The sequence below is a fragment of the Nocardia terrae genome (assembly GCF_009760405.1).
Taxonomy (GTDB): domain Bacteria; phylum Actinomycetota; class Actinomycetes; order Mycobacteriales; family Mycobacteriaceae; genus Nocardia; species Nocardia terrae.
On record NZ_WRPP01000003.1, the window covers coordinates 169427 to 184306 of the forward strand.

At 67.8% G+C, this 14880-nt stretch carries 16 protein-coding genes; 6 read left to right on the plus strand and 10 right to left on the minus strand.

Annotated features, from left to right (window positions below; all coding sequences use genetic code 11):
- Position 1: 1 nt before the first annotated feature.
- Positions 2-328: a hypothetical protein gene (locus GPX89_RS16240; protein ID WP_157388417.1), complete on the plus strand. Its 327-nt coding sequence runs from the start codon at positions 2-4 to the stop codon at positions 326-328.
- Entirely contained in the window at positions 325-933 is a 609-nt protein-coding gene (locus GPX89_RS16245) for a phosphoribosyltransferase family protein (protein ID WP_157388418.1), read from the plus strand. The genes GPX89_RS16240 and GPX89_RS16245 overlap by 4 nt, the downstream gene beginning before the upstream one ends.
- Before the next feature lie 8 nt (positions 934-941).
- Here the strand turns inward: GPX89_RS16245 and GPX89_RS16250 are convergent, their stop codons facing one another.
- Positions 942-1559 (minus strand): acyl-CoA-like ligand-binding transcription factor, encoded by a 618-nt coding sequence (locus GPX89_RS16250; RefSeq protein WP_235947454.1) that lies wholly within the window; start codon positions 1557-1559, stop codon positions 942-944.
- Positions 1549-3063 (minus strand): MFS transporter, encoded by a 1515-nt coding sequence (locus GPX89_RS16255; RefSeq protein ID WP_157388420.1) that lies wholly within the window; start codon positions 3061-3063, stop codon positions 1549-1551. The genes GPX89_RS16250 and GPX89_RS16255 overlap by 11 nt, the downstream gene beginning before the upstream one ends.
- 186 nt (positions 3064-3249) lie before the next feature.
- Here GPX89_RS16255 and GPX89_RS16260 point away from each other — a divergent pair, with 186 nt between their 5' ends.
- On the plus strand, positions 3250-3921 hold the full coding sequence (locus GPX89_RS16260; protein ID WP_157388421.1) for a nuclear transport factor 2 family protein: 672 nt from the start codon (positions 3250-3252) through the stop codon (positions 3919-3921).
- Between the two features lie 167 nt (positions 3922-4088).
- Positions 4089-5384 carry a D-alanyl-D-alanine carboxypeptidase family protein gene (locus tag GPX89_RS16265; RefSeq protein ID WP_157388422.1) on the plus strand — a complete coding sequence of 432 codons (1296 nt, stop codon included), beginning with the start codon at positions 4089-4091 and terminating at the stop codon, positions 5382-5384.
- 4 nt (positions 5385-5388) lie between these two features.
- On the opposite strand, the gene yhjD is transcribed toward GPX89_RS16265, so the two are convergent.
- The 3 genes from yhjD to GPX89_RS16280 are packed head-to-tail and all read right to left on the minus strand — an operon-like array spanning position 5389 to position 8471.
- A complete protein-coding gene (gene yhjD, locus GPX89_RS16270; RefSeq protein WP_328601900.1) occupies positions 5389-6417 on the minus strand; it encodes an inner membrane protein YhjD in 1029 nt (342 codons plus the stop codon).
- A gap of 41 nt (positions 6418-6458) precedes the next feature.
- The gene (trpS, locus tag GPX89_RS16275; RefSeq protein ID WP_157388423.1) at positions 6459-7484 is read right to left on the minus strand and encodes a tryptophan--tRNA ligase; all 1026 of its coding nucleotides are present in this window, start codon (positions 7482-7484) and stop codon (positions 6459-6461) included.
- Positions 7485-7505: 21 nt separating this feature from the next.
- Positions 7506-8471: an oxygenase MpaB family protein gene (locus tag GPX89_RS16280; RefSeq protein WP_157388424.1), complete on the minus strand. Its 966-nt coding sequence runs from the start codon at positions 8469-8471 to the stop codon at positions 7506-7508.
- Between the two features lie 113 nt (positions 8472-8584).
- Between GPX89_RS16280 and GPX89_RS16285 the strand changes: the two genes are divergently transcribed.
- Positions 8585-9271: a TetR/AcrR family transcriptional regulator gene (locus tag GPX89_RS16285; protein WP_328601901.1), complete on the plus strand. Its 687-nt coding sequence runs from the start codon at positions 8585-8587 to the stop codon at positions 9269-9271.
- On the opposite strand, the gene GPX89_RS16290 is transcribed toward GPX89_RS16285, so the two are convergent.
- The 5 genes from GPX89_RS16290 to GPX89_RS16310 all read right to left on the minus strand — a co-directional run bounded on the left by GPX89_RS16290 (position 9223) and on the right by GPX89_RS16310 (position 13910).
- Positions 9223-10326: an outer membrane protein assembly factor BamB family protein gene (locus GPX89_RS16290; RefSeq protein ID WP_157388425.1), complete on the minus strand. Its 1104-nt coding sequence runs from the start codon at positions 10324-10326 to the stop codon at positions 9223-9225. The two genes, GPX89_RS16285 and GPX89_RS16290, sit on opposite strands and share 49 nt — an antisense overlap.
- Before the next feature lie 132 nt (positions 10327-10458).
- A complete protein-coding gene (locus GPX89_RS16295; protein WP_157388426.1) occupies positions 10459-12042 on the minus strand; it encodes a phospholipase C in 1584 nt (527 codons plus the stop codon).
- A gap of 71 nt (positions 12043-12113) precedes the next feature.
- A complete protein-coding gene (locus tag GPX89_RS16300; RefSeq protein WP_157388427.1) occupies positions 12114-12620 on the minus strand; it encodes a barstar family protein in 507 nt (168 codons plus the stop codon).
- A gap of 1 nt (position 12621) precedes the next feature.
- Entirely contained in the window at positions 12622-13107 is a 486-nt protein-coding gene (locus GPX89_RS16305) for a ribonuclease domain-containing protein (RefSeq protein ID WP_157388428.1), read from the minus strand.
- On the minus strand, positions 13104-13910 hold the full coding sequence (locus tag GPX89_RS16310) for an exodeoxyribonuclease III (protein ID WP_328601902.1): 807 nt from the start codon (positions 13908-13910) through the stop codon (positions 13104-13106). The genes GPX89_RS16305 and GPX89_RS16310 overlap by 4 nt, the downstream gene beginning before the upstream one ends.
- 69 nt (positions 13911-13979) lie before the next feature.
- On the opposite strand from GPX89_RS16310, the gene GPX89_RS16315 reads away from it, so the two are divergent.
- Positions 13980-14834 (plus strand): alpha/beta fold hydrolase, encoded by an 855-nt coding sequence (locus tag GPX89_RS16315; protein ID WP_157388430.1) that lies wholly within the window; start codon positions 13980-13982, stop codon positions 14832-14834.
- Positions 14835-14880: the final 46 nt, after the last annotated feature.

Sequence of the window (14880 nt, forward strand, 5' to 3'; positions counted from 1 at the left end):
AATGGTAGTCCCTGCGCGCCCGATTTCCGCATCACCCGCGATCACCGGCACTCCGGATCCGTCTCACATTCCGCCGGCACTCACCATCGTGGATACGCCCGGGGACTCCGAATCGTTCGAGCACTACAGCGAACGATTGGTTAGGCACCTGTTCGAGGCGGGCCTGCAATTACAGGTCCTCCGTGCGATTTTCGACGGTCACCACAGCACACCGGATGACATCCGCGCCGCGGGCGCCGCCGTCGGCGGAGTACTCGAGGACTTGGACACGCTCATCCGCGACACCGAACTCGCGATGCTCACCCTCATCAAGAGGCGATCGTCGTGACCGTCACCGATCGCCGCGAGGCGGGCCGGGCGCTCGCGCACCGGCTGCGGGCCTTCCGAGGTCCCGACGTCGTCCTGCTCGGCATGCCGCCTGGCGGCGTCGCCGTCGCCGCCGAAATCGCTGCCGCCCTGCATGTTCCGCTCGACGTGATGATCGCGGAGCGGAACCGGCTGCTCGGCAGCCTCCGATATCTCCGCCGCTTCCGGCCGCGCGTCGCGTTGTTCGGATGCACCGCCATACTCGTGCAGGATGCCGTGATCGAAGCGGACACCGTTCGCGCGGCCGTCGACGCGGCCTACGCGCGCGGCGCGGTTCGGGTCGTGCTGGCCACGCCCGTCGCCGCCCGTCCGGCGCTCGACGCGCTCGCCGGGGTTCCGGACAGGATCGTGTGCCTGGCCGCACCGGACATGCTCGAGGAGGTCGAGGACTGGTATCGAGGGGAAGAGCCGCCCACCGATGCCGAGATCCGGCGGCTGCTCACCCGGTCCCGCACCCGGCCCCCGGCCAACGCGTACGCCGCCGTGACCGTGCGGACCTTTCCGTGGCCGACGAGTGTGGTCCTGCCGCTCGCGCCGAAACACGAAAGCGATGAAGCCACACCCTGATCCGATCGTCAGAGGGGCATGCCGGCTTCGAGGAACTCGAGGACCCGGACGATCTGGTCCGGGCCGAAGGTTTCGCGGTCGATGAAGCTCAGCATCGCTCCGCTCAGCGCCCCGGCGAAGATGCGCACCTCGAAATCGCCGGGCGAGCGCCCGGTTCGGCGCGCGACGAGCTCCGCGATCATCTCGTTGCTGCGCTCCAATTCCCGCGCCACCGCGCCGCGCAGCTCCGGCACCGTGGACAACAGCTCCACCCGCTGCTTCTCGAACTCCCGGTCCTCGGGGCTGAGGGCGGCGAACGACTCCACGGTGGACTTCTTGAAGGCCGCCAGCACCGACAGTTCCGCGGGCTGGGACTCGAACGACGCGATCATGAACGGGTCCAGGTCGTCGGCCATCGCGACCTGTTCCTTGGACGGGAAGTAGCGGAAGAACGTGCTGGGCGAGATGTCGGCGGCCGCGGCGATCTGCTCGACCGTGGTCTCGGTGTAGCCCTGCTCCCGGAACAGCCGGAACGCCTCCATCCGAATGGTGCGGCGGGTGCGTTCCTTCTTGCGTTCGCGCAGACCGCCTCCGGCCGCGGTCTTCACCGGGGCCGGAGGCGTCTCGGAGGCGATCTCAGCCGACATGGACCGATTGTCCCGCATCGAGATCGGCGGCCACGACAGGTCCCTTGCCACGGATGACGAGGACCGCCAGCACCGCGGCGACCGCGCAGATGCCGGTGCAGACCCACAGCATGGCGCTCATGCCGTCCACGAAGGCGCTCTGCACGTGGGCCAGCAGGGCCGGGTCACCGAGCTTGCGGGCCGCGCCGACACCGGCGTTCACGCCGTCGGAGACGGGTGCGCGGTTCAGCTCGCCGAGGCTCGAGCGGTACTGCGTGGACAGGACGGTGCCCAGGATGGCGACGCCAATGGTGCCGCCCGCCTGCCGGAGTGCTTGCAGCAGCGCCGATCCGGAGCCCGCCCGCTCGGCGGTGAGGTCCCCCATGGCGGCCCCCATGGCCGACGGGAGGACGAATCCCATTCCGGCGCCGATCACCACCAGCGATCCGGCCACGAATCCGTAACCGGTGCCCACGGTGATCACGGCCCCCATACCGATACCCACCCCGAGCAGGACGAATCCGGCCACCAGCGCCACCCGCGCACCGAACTTCGGCAACAGCTTGTCGACCAACCGGGTGCCGATGAGGAGTCCGCCGATGAGAGGGAGCAGCCGCAGGCCGCTGCCCAGGGCATCGGCGCCGAGCACCGCCTGGAAGTACTGCGGCATGGTGAAGAACAGGCCGAACATCGCGAAGTTCGCGAGCACCATGAAGACTGTGCCCCAAAGGAATCCGGACTCACCGAACAGGCCGAGGTCGACCAGCGGATGCGCGGCGCGGCGCTGCCAGAGTACGAACACCCCGCCCAGTACAGCGCCCGCGACGATCGCGGTCCACGCGAGAGCGTCGCCCCAGCCCTGCTGTCCGCAGCGAATGAAACCGTAAGTGATGCCGAGCATTCCGGCCGCAGCCAGCAACGCACCGGGAAGATCGATGCGGAAGACGTTCTCGCTCTTGGATTCCGGCACCAGCAGGGCCACCGCAAGCGCACCGACGATCACCAGCGGCACATTGAGCAGGAACACCGAGCCCCACCAGTAGTTCTGCAACAGCCAGCCACCCACGATCGGCCCCAGGGGCAGTCCGATGGCGGTCGAGGTGACCCAGATGGTGAGCGCGCGCTGCTGCTCGTCCTTGCCCGGGAAGAGGGTGGGCAGTACCGCCATGGAGAGCGGAATCATGACCGCGGCGGCCGCACCGAGCACGGTACGGGCCGCGATCAGCTCCCCCGAGGAGGTGGCAAAGGCACACGCCGCGGAGGCCACGCCGAACAGCAGCAGCGCCGCGAGCAGGAACTTCTTGCGGCCGTACCGGTCGCCGAGGGCTCCCGCCGGGAGCATGAAGGCGGCCAGGGCCAGGGTGTAGGCGCTGCTGAACCACTGCAGCGCGGAGGTATCGGCGTGCAGGTCGACCGCGAGGGTGGGCAGCGCGACGGTGAGCACGGTGACGTCGAGTCCGATGGTCAGCATGGCCACGGCCAGGGCTCCCAGCGCCAGCCAGCGGCGCACTCCCTGAGCTTTCATGACAGGTCCAATCATTTGAGAGGTTCTCGATAATGAGAGAGTCTCTCATTTTGGAGAGACTGTCAATTCTTGTCGTGTCATGGACGCCGATGCTTGCTGCGACATGAAGTCCCCGGACTGTTACGGTCATCCGGTCCGTTTTGAGATCTGCGACCCCCCAACGGGTCTGGACACGTGAGGCACGAAATGACCGAGCAAGCAACCGAATCCGTCGAGACGCCCTTGCACCTGCAGGGCCGCGACGCCGTGATAGCCGCCGCCGCGCCGGAGGACTGGCGCGAGGGCGCGCCCGACTACCACCTGAGCAAGGAAGTGATTCCGGTCGAGCGCACCACCCAGCACGCGCCGGATTCCTTGGAGCACATCGTCGAAGAGCTCGTGAAGGTCTTCGAGATGGAGGTCTCGCACAAGAAGGATCCGGCCAAATGGGTCTCGCTCGTGGCCGAGCACTACCGCGGCCGGGTGAACGGCGGCCAGTGGCAGGACGCCGAGGAGTTCGCGCGCATCGGGTCCTACAACATCCTGATCGGCGAGAACCCCTTCTACGACGTGGAGGGCGAGAACTTCGAGTCCTCGCACAAGATCTTCCACACCGCGTTCCCGGGCGGCTTCTTCTGGGAGGTGCTCGAGGTGCTGGCCGGCCCGCCGACCGTCACCTTCAAGTGGCGCCACTGGGGCCGCTACGAGGGTGAGTACAAGGGCCACCAGCCCACCGGCGAACTGATCGAGATGACCGGCATCACCATCGCCAAGGTCTCCGAGGACCTGCGCATCCTCGAACTCGAGCACTTCTACGACAACAACAAGCTGCTCGGCCCGCTGGCGCACGGCTGCCCGGTGCAGCACTCCGCGAACTAGCGACTCCCCCAACGCGTTTGCCACCCCGGGCCCCGATCCCTCGTCTCACACGATCGGGGTTCCTTCGCGTTCGCGGCACCACATCTCCGATGCGCCACGACACGACCGCAACCGCTCTGCGGGTCATCCCGCGCCGGGGCGACGGGTCGGCGTTAGAGTCGGGCGCGATGAGTAACCGCAGGTACACCCTATTCGCCGCCGCGGCGATGGCGGCGAGCCTGGCCGCATTCTCCGGTGCGGCCTTCGGACCGCTGTCGAGTACGGCGACGGCCCAACCGTCCACGACGACAACGCCGTTCACGACGCCCAATACCGACAGCTGCCCGAACAAGACCGCGCCGCCCCCGCCCATCGACACCTCCGAGGTGCCCGAGCCAGGGACCACCGCCCCGGCGGCCCTGCCGATTCCGGATTCGCCGGTCGGGGGCAAGCAGTTGGGCGGCTGCGGGGTGATTCTCCCGTCGGGCGCCGGTGCGCTACCGGAGGGGATTTCGGCCACCGCGTGGGAGGTGGCCGATCTCGATACCGGAAAGGTGATCGCCGCCAAGGATCCACACGGGCGGTATCGACCGGCCTCCACCATCAAGGTGCTGCTGGCGTCGGTCGCGATCCCGGCGCTGGACCTGAACAAGACGGTGATCGGCACCCAGGACGACGCCAATGCCGACGGGACCAGGGTCGGGATCGGAGCGGGCGGGCAGTACACCAACAAGCAACTGTTCCAGGCACTGATCATGGCTTCCGGAAACGACGCCGCGCACGCCATCGCGACCCAGCTGGGCGGGATGGACGCCACGGTCGCGAAGATGAACGCGCTCGCGAAGAAGTTGCAGGCGTTGGACACTCGTGCCGCCACCCCGTCCGGGCTGGATGGTCCTGGCATGAGCATCTCGGCCTACGATCTGGCGCTGCTGTTCCGGCACGCCATGACGCTGCCGCTGTTCGCGGAGCTCATCCACACCGAGCAGGTGGACTTCCCCGGCTTCCCGGCGGATCCGAAGAACCCCGACGACAAGGATCATCCGGGCTTCCCCATCGCCAACGACAACCACCTGCTCTACGAGTACGACGGCGCGATCGGCGGTAAGACCGGCTACACCGACGACGCCCGGCAGACCTTCGTGGCGGCCGCCGCGCGCAACGGGCATCGGTATGTGGTGACGCTGCTGAAGGCGGACGTGCGACCGTTCCGGCCGTGGGAGCAGGCGGCCAAGCTGCTCGACTACGCCTTCGCGCTGCCCGCCGGTGCGAGCGTCGGGACCATGCCGGACGAGTCGGCCAAGACGCCCACTTCGTCTGTGGCACTGGCCAGTCCGCCGGCGGCGAGCACGGACGCGGAGCCCTCGGCGGATTCGAGTCCGGCGTCGAAGAACGACAGCCTGCGGACCACCCTCATGGTCGGCGGCGTGATCCTGGTGGTGGCGCTGCTGCTGGGTGCGCGCCGCCTGAGCCGTCGCCGCTGACCTGCTATCGGCGGCGGCGCAACAGCGAAAGCGCCGTCGCCGCAAGGGCTCCCGCACCGAACAGGGCCGCGCCGGTGCCCGCCGAGAATTCGGCCATGGTCGAGCGCGGCCGGATGACGGCCGGGGCCGGGGGCGGAATATCCGCGGGGACTTCGTTTTCCGAGGCGGTCGCGGCCCAGGCGGTGGCGAAGAGAATGATGCGGGCGGTGAAGTAGCTGAAGACCATCAGGCCGATGATGGGCCCGAAGACCGCGCCGGCGGGACCGTTGATCACCGATTTCAGCAGGATCGAGGCCAGCTGTTTGAAGACCTCGAAGATGATCGCCGCGATCAGCGCCGCCCGCGCCGCGCTGCGGAAGGTCACCGGGTAGCGCGGCATGCGCGCGATGATCCACACGAACACGGCCCAGTTGGCCAGGATGGCCAGCAGCAGTGCCGCGACCGCGAGGAGTACCTTCGCCCACGTCGTCTCGTGGACGTGCAAGCGGTTCAGCGCCGTGGTGATCAGGCCGCTGGAGGCCACCACGGACAGTCCGATCGAGACATTGATGGCCACGAACAACCCGATCATGGCCAGCAGGTCGGAGCCCTTGGTGACGAACCAGTTCCGCTCCTTGAACGGCTGGTCCCACTGCTCGGTGAGCGCGGCGCGCAGGTTGGCGATCCAGCCGAGCCCGGCGTACAGGCCGGTGACCAGACCGATGGTGCCCACGCCCGCGCGCGACTCCACCGCCTGGTGGATCAGATCGTTGATCTGACCGCCCGCCGAGCCCGGAATGTTCTCCACGATCTTGTTCTGGATCTCGGTGAGCAGCTGCGGGTTTCGCGACAGCACGAAGCCCGCCACCGCGAAACCCACCATCAGCAGCGGAAACAGCGCCAGGACGGTGAAGTAGGTGATGCCCGCGGCGTAGTAGTCACCGCGCTGGCGCTGATAGCGCCCGCCGGCCCGCACCACATGATCCAGCCAGGGGCGGCGCTGGATCTGCCCTTCGATCCAGGCCTTGACGTTTCCGACGACCTTCCCGAACACCGCCACCCACCTCCGCACGCTCGTCACGCGCGGCTACCGGGTCAGCGAGCGAGGAAGCCCACCCGGTCGTACACCTGCGCGAGAGTCTTCCCGGCGACCTCCCGCGCCCGCTCGGCTCCGGCGGCGAGGACACGATCGAGTTCACCCTGGTCAGACATGTATTCTTGCACCTTCGTCCGCAGCGGGGTGACGAACTCGACCAGCGCGTCGGCGGTGTCGGACTTCAAATCACCGTAGCCCTTGCCGACGTAGTCCTGTTCCAGCGTGACCACCGGCGTGCCGGTGAGCGAGCTCAGGATGACGAGCAGGTTGCTGACGCCCGCCTTGGTCTCCGGGTCGTAGCGGATCTCGCGCTCGGTGTCGGTGACCGCGGAGCGGATCTTCTTGGCCGAGACCTTGGGGTCGTCGAGCAGGTTGAGCAGGCCGGCGTCGCTGGTGGCGGACTTGCTCATCTTCGAGGTCGGATCCTGCAGGTCGTAGATCTTGGCGGTGCCGGTCACGATGTGCGGCTCGGGCACCACGAAGGTCTTCTTGTAGCGAGTGTTGAACCGCTGCGCCAGGTTTCGGGTCAGCTCCAGGTGCTGACGCTGGTCCTCGCCGACCGGCACCAGCTGGGCGCGGTAGAGCAGGATGTCGGCGGCCATCAGCACCGGGTAGGTGAACAGGCCCACGGTCGCGTTGTCCGCGCCCTGCTTGACCGACTTGTCCTTGAACTGGGTCATCCGGCTGGCCTCGCCGAAGCCGGTGATGCAGTTCAGCACCCACGCCAACTCGGCGTGCTCTGGCACCTGGGACTGCACGAACAGCGTGGACTTCTTGGGGTCCAGGCCCAGAGCCAGCAGCTGGGCGGCCGAGACCCGGGTCCGCTTGCGCAGCTCCTTGGGGTCCTGCGGCACGGTGATGGCGTGCAGGTCCGGGATGAAGTAGAAGGCGTCGTAGTCCTCCTGCAGACCCACCCAATACTGCAGCGCGCCAAGGTAGTTGCCGAGGTGGAAGGAATCGCTGGTGGGCTGGATTCCGGACAGTACCCGCTGCTTACGCTCAGCGGTCGGCTCAGGACTCGACATGCCCTGATCTTCGCATGTCGGCTAGGCCGAATTGCGATCCACCCAGTTGAGCGGATCCACGCCCGGCATGCTGGGGCGGCCGGAGCCGACCAGCTGTTGTTCGCGGCGGGTGACCAGCTTGTAGAGGGGGTAGCTGGGGCCGGTCATGGGGGTCGCGAGCGGGTTGCCGACCAGCGGCGGGGAGAGGTGGGCGGTGCGGATGGCGCGGGCCAGGCCGCGGTAGGCGGCCTCCTCGCGCAGGCCCCAGCGCAGCTCGTACATGTCGCGGATGCGCTTGGGCAGGCTGCCCTGGACCAGCAGGGAGAAGCCGGTCAGGGCCTGCTGCACGGGCATCGGGAGCGGGTGGGCGACGCGCTGGCCCATGAGATACGAGCCGACCAGTCTGGCCTCGTCGGTGAGGAAGGGCTCGTCCGAGGCCAGGTAGCCGTCGAAGTAATCACGGAACTCGCGGTAGGTGTAGGGCGCGGCGCTGCGCGGCATGCCGAACAGTTCGCCCCAGCGCACGTAATCCTGGTACAGCCCTTCGCGTTCGGTCGGGGTGAGGCGGCGGACCAGCAGATCGTGCATGACCTCGGCGGAGTCGAAGGTGAAGGCCATGGTCATGAACATCAGGTGCGGGTCGTCGGCGGAGTAGTGGGTGCCCGCCGGGTTCGCCGCGCCCGCGTTCTCGGGCAGCACCCCGTCGACGGGGGCGTGCCGCTTGCGGGTGAAGGCCCGGGCGCGATCGGCCTCGTCCCGGGTGCCGAGGGAGACGGCCTCGAACAGCCGGCCGGTGAGCGCGAGCCGGGTGTAGGGGGTGGTCCGATGCTGCGTGTTCTCGGCGGTTCCGACATAGAGCAGCGGATGCACCGCCCCGATCACCAGGGCCCGCTGGCCGTAGGTGAGTCCGACCGCGCGCTTGCGCATGACCCGGCGGATCATCGAGTCGTCGGAGAAATAGCCGCTCTGAGCTGCCGAATAGCCAGAACGGGCCGCGCGTGCAGGCATCGTTGCCTCCCGGGTTATGTGACGCGTACCACCGCATCTGGAAACAGAGTCCCCCAGATCGCGGATTCTGGCAAGACCTACTACCAGAATCGCGGCCGTGCCAGAATCGGTTCGTGACCGGGCAACGGACCTACGGCGGCGTGTCCGCCGACGAGCGCCGCACACAGCGCCGCGCCGCCCTGCTCGACGCCGCCCTCGACATCCTCGGTGCCCAGGGCATCGACAAGCTCACCGTCTCCGCGCTGTGCTCGGGCGCGAGCCTCAACGAGCGCTACTACTACGAGAACTTCGACGGCCGCGACGCCGTGCTGTCGGCGCTGTTCGACACCATCGCCGAGGAACTGGCCGCCGCGCTGCTCGCGGCCGTCACCACCGCCGCCGACGACCCGCGGACCAAGGCCCACGCCGCCATCACCGCCGGCATCGGCGTCCTCACCGAGGATCCCCGCAAGGCCCGGGTCGCCCTGCTGATCAGCTCAGCCACCCCCGAACTACGCACCCGCACAACCCATACCATCAAGGCCTTCGCGAATCTCGTTGCCGCCGAGGGCATCGACTTCTACGGCCTCACCGAGGCCGAGCCGAGCCCCGTGATCGGTTTCCGCGCAACCTATCTGGTCGGCGGACTGGTGCAGACCCTCACCGCGTGGCTGCAGGGCGACCTGCCCATGACCCGCGACGAACTCATCGACGCCACCACCGACGTCTTCGTGCTGCTGGGCGAGGATCTGGCCCGGGAGATCGGGGCGTCTCAGCGTTCCACGGCGAGCAGCGCGGCGCCGTCACCGGATTCGACATAGCAGTGGGTGTCGCCCACGGCGAAGGGCACCGTGGCGCCGTCCACGTCCGGAATCGCCCGCATCCAGCGGACCTTGCTGGTGTGCGGGTCGATGGCGCGCAGGGCTCCGGCGGCCAGTAGGTAGACCGCACCGGTCACCGCATAACCGCCCGCTTTGAACTCTTTGTCCCGGTCGGACACGGTGAGACTCCACAGCGGCGCGACGTCCCCGCCGGGGCGCATGGCGTGCAGCTTCGAGCCGTCACACAGGTAGTAGGTGTCGCCCGCGCCGAACAGGGTGTCGGCCGGATAGCTCAGGGCGGGCGTGTTCCACAGGGCCGCACCGGTGTTCGGGTCCAGGCCGGAGATGACGTGCGCTCCGTCGGTGGCCAGCACGGCTCCGCCGACCAGTCCGGATTCGATGGTGGTGGCGGACACGCTCGAATCACCGGCGCGGGACCAGACGGTGGCGCCGGTCCCGGCATCGAGGGCCGTGAGATCGCCGCCGCTGCCGGGACTCTGGCTGTAGACGAGCGATCCGGCGTCGGGAACGTACAGTCCCTCCGCGTCGCAGGGCACCTGCCATCGCACGGTTCTGGTCCGCGTGTCCACGGCCCACGCTTCCCGCGTGCCGTTGCCGGGACCGGACGCGACCGCGTACAGCACCCCGTCCCGGACTCCGAACACACCGGCGAGGGTGACGCCCTCGGGTGCGTCGAAGACCCACTTCCGTTCCCCCGACACCGAATCCACCGCCACGGCGCGCTGCACGGGTGCGTCGGGTTCGGTCCCGCAGACCACGAAGGCGTGGTCCCAGGTGCAGGACCGACGGCCGATTCCCGGGGTCGCGATCGGCAGCCGCCACAGTTCGCGCCCGGTTCTGCCTTCCAACCCGGTCAGCCCCGCGTCGGTTTCGACCATGACCGTGCCGGTCCCGTACCGCACTCCCCGGATGCCGCCGTCGACCGGATGCTCCCAGGCGATGGTCCCCGAGGCCGCGGTCCGCACCGCCGCCCGCGGTGCCGCGCAGGCCGCCGCGGCGCCCGCCGCGATGAGAATCGCCGCGTCCCGCAACACTTTTCGACGATCGATCAACGCCTACCCCACTCACTTGACACACTGTCGCCGACTATAGGGGTAAGCGGCCTCTCTCAAATACAAAACCGCCCGGCCTTTCCGAAGAAAGGCCGGGCGGCTCGTGAAACGGAATCAGCTCGCGGCGCCGGTCTTCGGGTCGAGCTGCAGCGCGGGCTGCGCGGTCGCCTTGAAGTCGAACATGGCGTCCAGGGTGCCGGCCTTCTCGTCGAAGGAGTCGTCGCCGATACGGCCGGTCTTCCAGTTGTCCTCGATGAACTTCAGCACCGAAGCCTGATCGGTCACGCCGTGGTCGACGAAGTTGGCCTTGGCGTAGGGCGAGACGACCAGCAGCGGCACGCGCTGGCCGTAGCCGCAACGACCCTGGTACTTGGCCGGATTCGCCTTGGCGTCACCGCAGGCGCCGGGACCGCTGTAGCCGTCCTGCTCGGAGGCGGAGTTCATGACCAGCTTCGGGGCCACGTGGTCGTACCAGCCGTCGGAGTCGTCGTAGGCGATGACGACCGCGGTGTCCTTCCACTCCGGCAGTTTCTGCAGGTGGTTCATGGTCTCCACGAGGAACTGCTGCTCGTCCAGCGGGTCCGAGTAGGCGGCGTGGCCGTCCTGGTAGCCCGCGGCCTTGAGGTAGCTGACGGCGGGCATGTTGCCCTTGTCCGCGGCGGCCCAGAAGTCGCTCAGGTCGTACTGGTGATTGGCCTGATCGTCGTGACCGATCTTGTCGACCGAGGTCGGCGGCAGGTGGTGCGGGTTGGCCGTCGACGGGTAGTACTGGAACGGCTCGTGGTGCGGGATGTAGTCGCCCTTGGTCGACCACGCCTTGTCACCGGTCTTGCCGGTGCCACCGAGCGCGACTCCGACATTGTGGGTGGCGCCGCAGACAGCCTTGCCGTCCTTGGTGTCGGTCGGCTTGAAACCGCCCTCGAACCAGCCCCAGCTGATGTTCTTCTTGTTCAGCAGGTCACCGATGTTCTGGCCGCTCATCTGCACCTGGTCACGGTCGGAGCAGTCGTCGCCATACGGCTGCGCGTCGTTGATCAGGGTGTTGTCGACCACGTTGTCGGACGGGAACGGCTTGCCCGCGGGCATGAACTGCTTTGTCACACCGTGGGTCTGGCCCGCGACCAGGTTCAGCGCACCGACCGCGGACGGGCCGAACGTGCTGGTCCACGAGTTGTCGCTCATGGCGTAGTGCTGCGCGTAGTTCCACATCGCGGTCACCGAATTGCCGTCGTAGTAGCCCATCACCAGGCCCTGCGGGCCGTAGGTCGGCGGCTTGCAGGACTTGCCCTCCGACACGTTGGTGTGCTCGACGAACTGGTCCATCTTGCCGCCGTTGAGGGCGAGCTGCTCGTCCTTGTACTCGTGGTCCTGGTCGCAGGTGATCTGCTGATCCGGGCCGCCGAGGCGCACGGGCTGGGCCTTGTTCGGGTTCTTGGTGAGCAGGTCCGGCGTGAGGCCGTCCACCTTCGGCGTGTTCGCCGCGGCGGTGAACTTGGTGCCGTCGGTGTTGGCCGCGTTCGGGTAGGTGCCGAAGTAGTGATCGAAGGAGACGTTCTCCTGGAAGATCACCACCACGTGCTTGATCGGGGTCGTGGTGTCGGCATCCGCACCGGCCTTGTCGGACGACGACGAGCACGCGGAGGCGCTCAGCGCGACCAACGCGGCGAACGCGGCGGCCGCCCTGCTTCGTTTACGCATAGCGAGACCTTTGCAGTGTCTGTGACATGTTGGTTCGACCGCAGGTTAACTGCTGGAGAAACTCCGGTGAATCACATCTTCCGCGTTTCGGGGTCCAAAGTGAGGGGTACGACCGGCAATCCGGGCGGGGTGGCGTCCTGCAACACCACCCGGAAGGGGATGCCGCGCTTGTCCCAGCTCGCCGCGGCATCGGTCATGGCCTCGGCGAACCAGGCCCGCTCCCCCGGCTCCCGATCGAGCATGAGCGCCGCATTGCGCACGACCACCACGTAACCCATTGCCGCCTCGACGAATTCATCGAGGTCCCGCAGGCATTCGTCGAAGGCGTCCTTGTTCTCCCCGAAGTAGTAGGGGAATTGGAACGCGGCCGCGAACTCGTCGAAAAGCTCGGCGACCGTACGCATCTTGCGCCCGCGCACCTCGCGGGAGAGATAGCCCTCCGGAATCCGGTAACGGACGCCGGAGAATTCGGCCGCGCCGATGGGCAGCACACCCAGCACCGGGACGTCGGCCCGGCGCTGGGTGACATCGTCGGCCGGGGCGGAGAGGAACTGCGACAGCGGCATCGGCTCGGTCATCTCAGCGCATCCTCGTGAAGGTTTTGTAGTGGTCGCCCGTGTAATACGCGGACCCGTCGCTTCCGGTGATGATGCGCTCGGCATCGCGGGTCTGCCCGGGCTGCTTGGGATTCACGTCCCATTCCTGATAGCTGATGGCCTTGCCCGACGAATCCTTGCGCGGCAGGCTGCCATCGCGATTGTTCCAGGTGTCGCCGCCGTGCGTGCCCGGCGAATTGGCCGACCCCGGCCAGCGCCCGGCATCGATCTCGACCAGCGTCTTGTAGGCCTGGTCGGGCACCCCGGCCACCTTCGACGGCGGCGCGGACTGCTGCGCCGCCCCGCCGGGTCCGGGCTTCGCGGTGACCTTGACCGAGGAGGTGGCAACGGCCTTGGCGCTGTTGCCGTCCCGATGGTCGTTGGCTTTGGTGGCGACGAAAGCGATGAGCAGCACCAGCACCGCCGCGCCCAGCGTCAGCCAGGCGCGGGTCTTCTTGGACAGGGTCATCGGTACTGCACCGTCACCGGCGCGTGGTCGGACCAGCGCTCGGCGTAGGTGGCGGCCTTCTCCACGACCGCCTGCTTGGCGCGGGCCGCGATATCGCCGCGGGCCAGCTGATAGTCGATGCGCCAACCGGCGTCATTGTCGAAGGCGCGGCCGCGGTAGGAGTGCCAGGAGTACGGGCCGGGCACACCGGGGTGCAGGTCACGCACCACATCGCGGTAGCCCGCCGCGATCATCGACGACACCCAGGCGCGTTCGTCCGGCAGGAAGCCCGCGTTCTTGACGTTGCCCTTCCAGTTCTTGATGTCGAGTTCGGTGTGGCCGATATTCCAGTCGCCCATGATCACGAACTCGCCGGGGTGGGCGAGCATGCGCGCGCCGATGGCATCGAGGAAGCGGTACTTCTCGTCCTGCATCGGGGTGTCGGCCTCGCCGGTGTGGACATAGACACTGGCGATGGTGAGGTCGTCGAAGTCGGCCTCGATATAGCGGCCCAGGGTGGCGAATTCCTCGACGGGAGTCCAGGTTCCGTCCGCGAGCAGGCCGACGCCGACGCGCACGGCGTCGGGTTCTTTCCGGGACAGGATGGCCACGCCCGCCCGGCCCTTGAGGCCGGGCTCGGCATGGCTGAGGAACCAGCCGGCGTCCAGCGCGGGCGCTAGCGCGCTACGCGTTTGCTCATCGGTCGCCCGAGTCTCCTGCAGGCAGACGATATCGGCCTCGGTAGCGGCCAGCCACTCGAGCAGTCCCTTGCCCGACGCGGCACGCACTCCGTTCACGTTGCACGTACTGATGATTTTCGCCACTTCACGACCGTACAATGCGGCTTACCGACTCTCTTCACGGACATCGAGGTCCAGGAAGGGGTGACGACGATGACGTCAGGCACCACCAAGCCCACCGCCCCGCCCGCGCCCATCCGCGCGCTCCACACCGGCTCCGGTGAACCACTGCTCCTGTTGCACGGATTCATGATGTCCCCGCATTGCTGGGAGCAGGTCGCGCAACGGATGGCGGGCCATTGCGAAGTGTTCGCTCCGGCCTTCGCCGGGCATTGGGGCGGACCGGATTTCGACGGCTGGTATCTCGATATCAGTGCCCTTGCCGACCGGATCGAAGACCAGCTCGACGAGATGGGCTGGCGCACCTGCCATATCGCGGGCAATTCGCTCGGCGGCTGGGTCGGCTTCGAACTGGCGCGCCGCGGCCGGGCCCGCACCCTCACCGCTATCGCCCCGGCCGGAGGCTGGCAAACACCCTCCATGCTGCAGCTTCGCGTGGGATTGAAGTTCTTGTCGCTGGTGCCGTTCGTGGAGATCGGCAAACGGCTGCCGCGGTCGATCGCCTTCAGCGGCCTGGCCCGCCAGGCGGTCGCGATGGTGCTCAGCAAGAACATCTCCGCGGTGCCGCGGCACGGCATCGAAGCGGCGATCTCGTCGGCCATGCACTGCACGGCCATGCTGCCGATGCTGGTCAGCGGTCTGCGCTTCCCGGCGCTCGAGGACCTGTCCACGATGAGAACGCCCGTACGCCTGCTCATGTGCGAGCACGACCGGGTCATCCCGAACCGGGCCTACGCCCGCCGCTTCCTGGAGGAACTCCCGGAATCCGCGGACCGCATCCTGGTGCACGATGTCGGCCACGTGCCGATGCTGGAGGCCCCCGACCGCATCGCGACCTTGATCGCCGAACACGTCTACGCCTCCCGCACCCGCCTGCGAGCGGTGTGAACAACTCTCGTAGCTCTCAGGGGCTAGCCCCCGAAACCCCTGAGGC

Coding starts and splice junctions, on each gene's coding strand:
- GPX89_RS16280 (WP_157388424.1), bottom strand. CDS start 8,471: ATGCCTGCACGCGCGGCCCGTTCTGGCTATTCGGCAGCTCAGAGCGGC.
- GPX89_RS16255 (WP_157388420.1), bottom strand. CDS start 3,063: ATGAAAGCTCAGGGAGTGCGCCGCTGGCTGGCGCTGGGAGCCCTGGCC.
- GPX89_RS16265 (WP_157388422.1), top strand. CDS start 4,089: ATGAGTAACCGCAGGTACACCCTATTCGCCGCCGCGGCGATGGCGGCG.
- GPX89_RS16260 (WP_157388421.1), top strand. CDS start 3,250: ATGACCGAGCAAGCAACCGAATCCGTCGAGACGCCCTTGCACCTGCAG.
- GPX89_RS16250 (WP_235947454.1), bottom strand. CDS start 1,559: ATGTCGGCTGAGATCGCCTCCGAGACGCCTCCGGCCCCGGTGAAGACC.
- GPX89_RS16305 (WP_157388428.1), bottom strand. CDS start 13,107: ATGACCCTGTCCAAGAAGACCCGCGCCTGGCTGACGCTGGGCGCGGCG.
- GPX89_RS16240 (WP_157388417.1), top strand. CDS start 2: ATGGTAGTCCCTGCGCGCCCGATTTCCGCATCACCCGCGATCACCGGC.
- GPX89_RS16315 (WP_157388430.1), top strand. CDS start 13,980: ATGACGTCAGGCACCACCAAGCCCACCGCCCCGCCCGCGCCCATCCGC.
- trpS (WP_157388423.1), bottom strand. CDS start 7,484: ATGTCGAGTCCTGAGCCGACCGCTGAGCGTAAGCAGCGGGTACTGTCC.
- GPX89_RS16295 (WP_157388426.1), bottom strand. CDS start 12,042: ATGCGTAAACGAAGCAGGGCGGCCGCCGCGTTCGCCGCGTTGGTCGCG.
- GPX89_RS16300 (WP_157388427.1), bottom strand. CDS start 12,620: ATGACCGAGCCGATGCCGCTGTCGCAGTTCCTCTCCGCCCCGGCCGAC.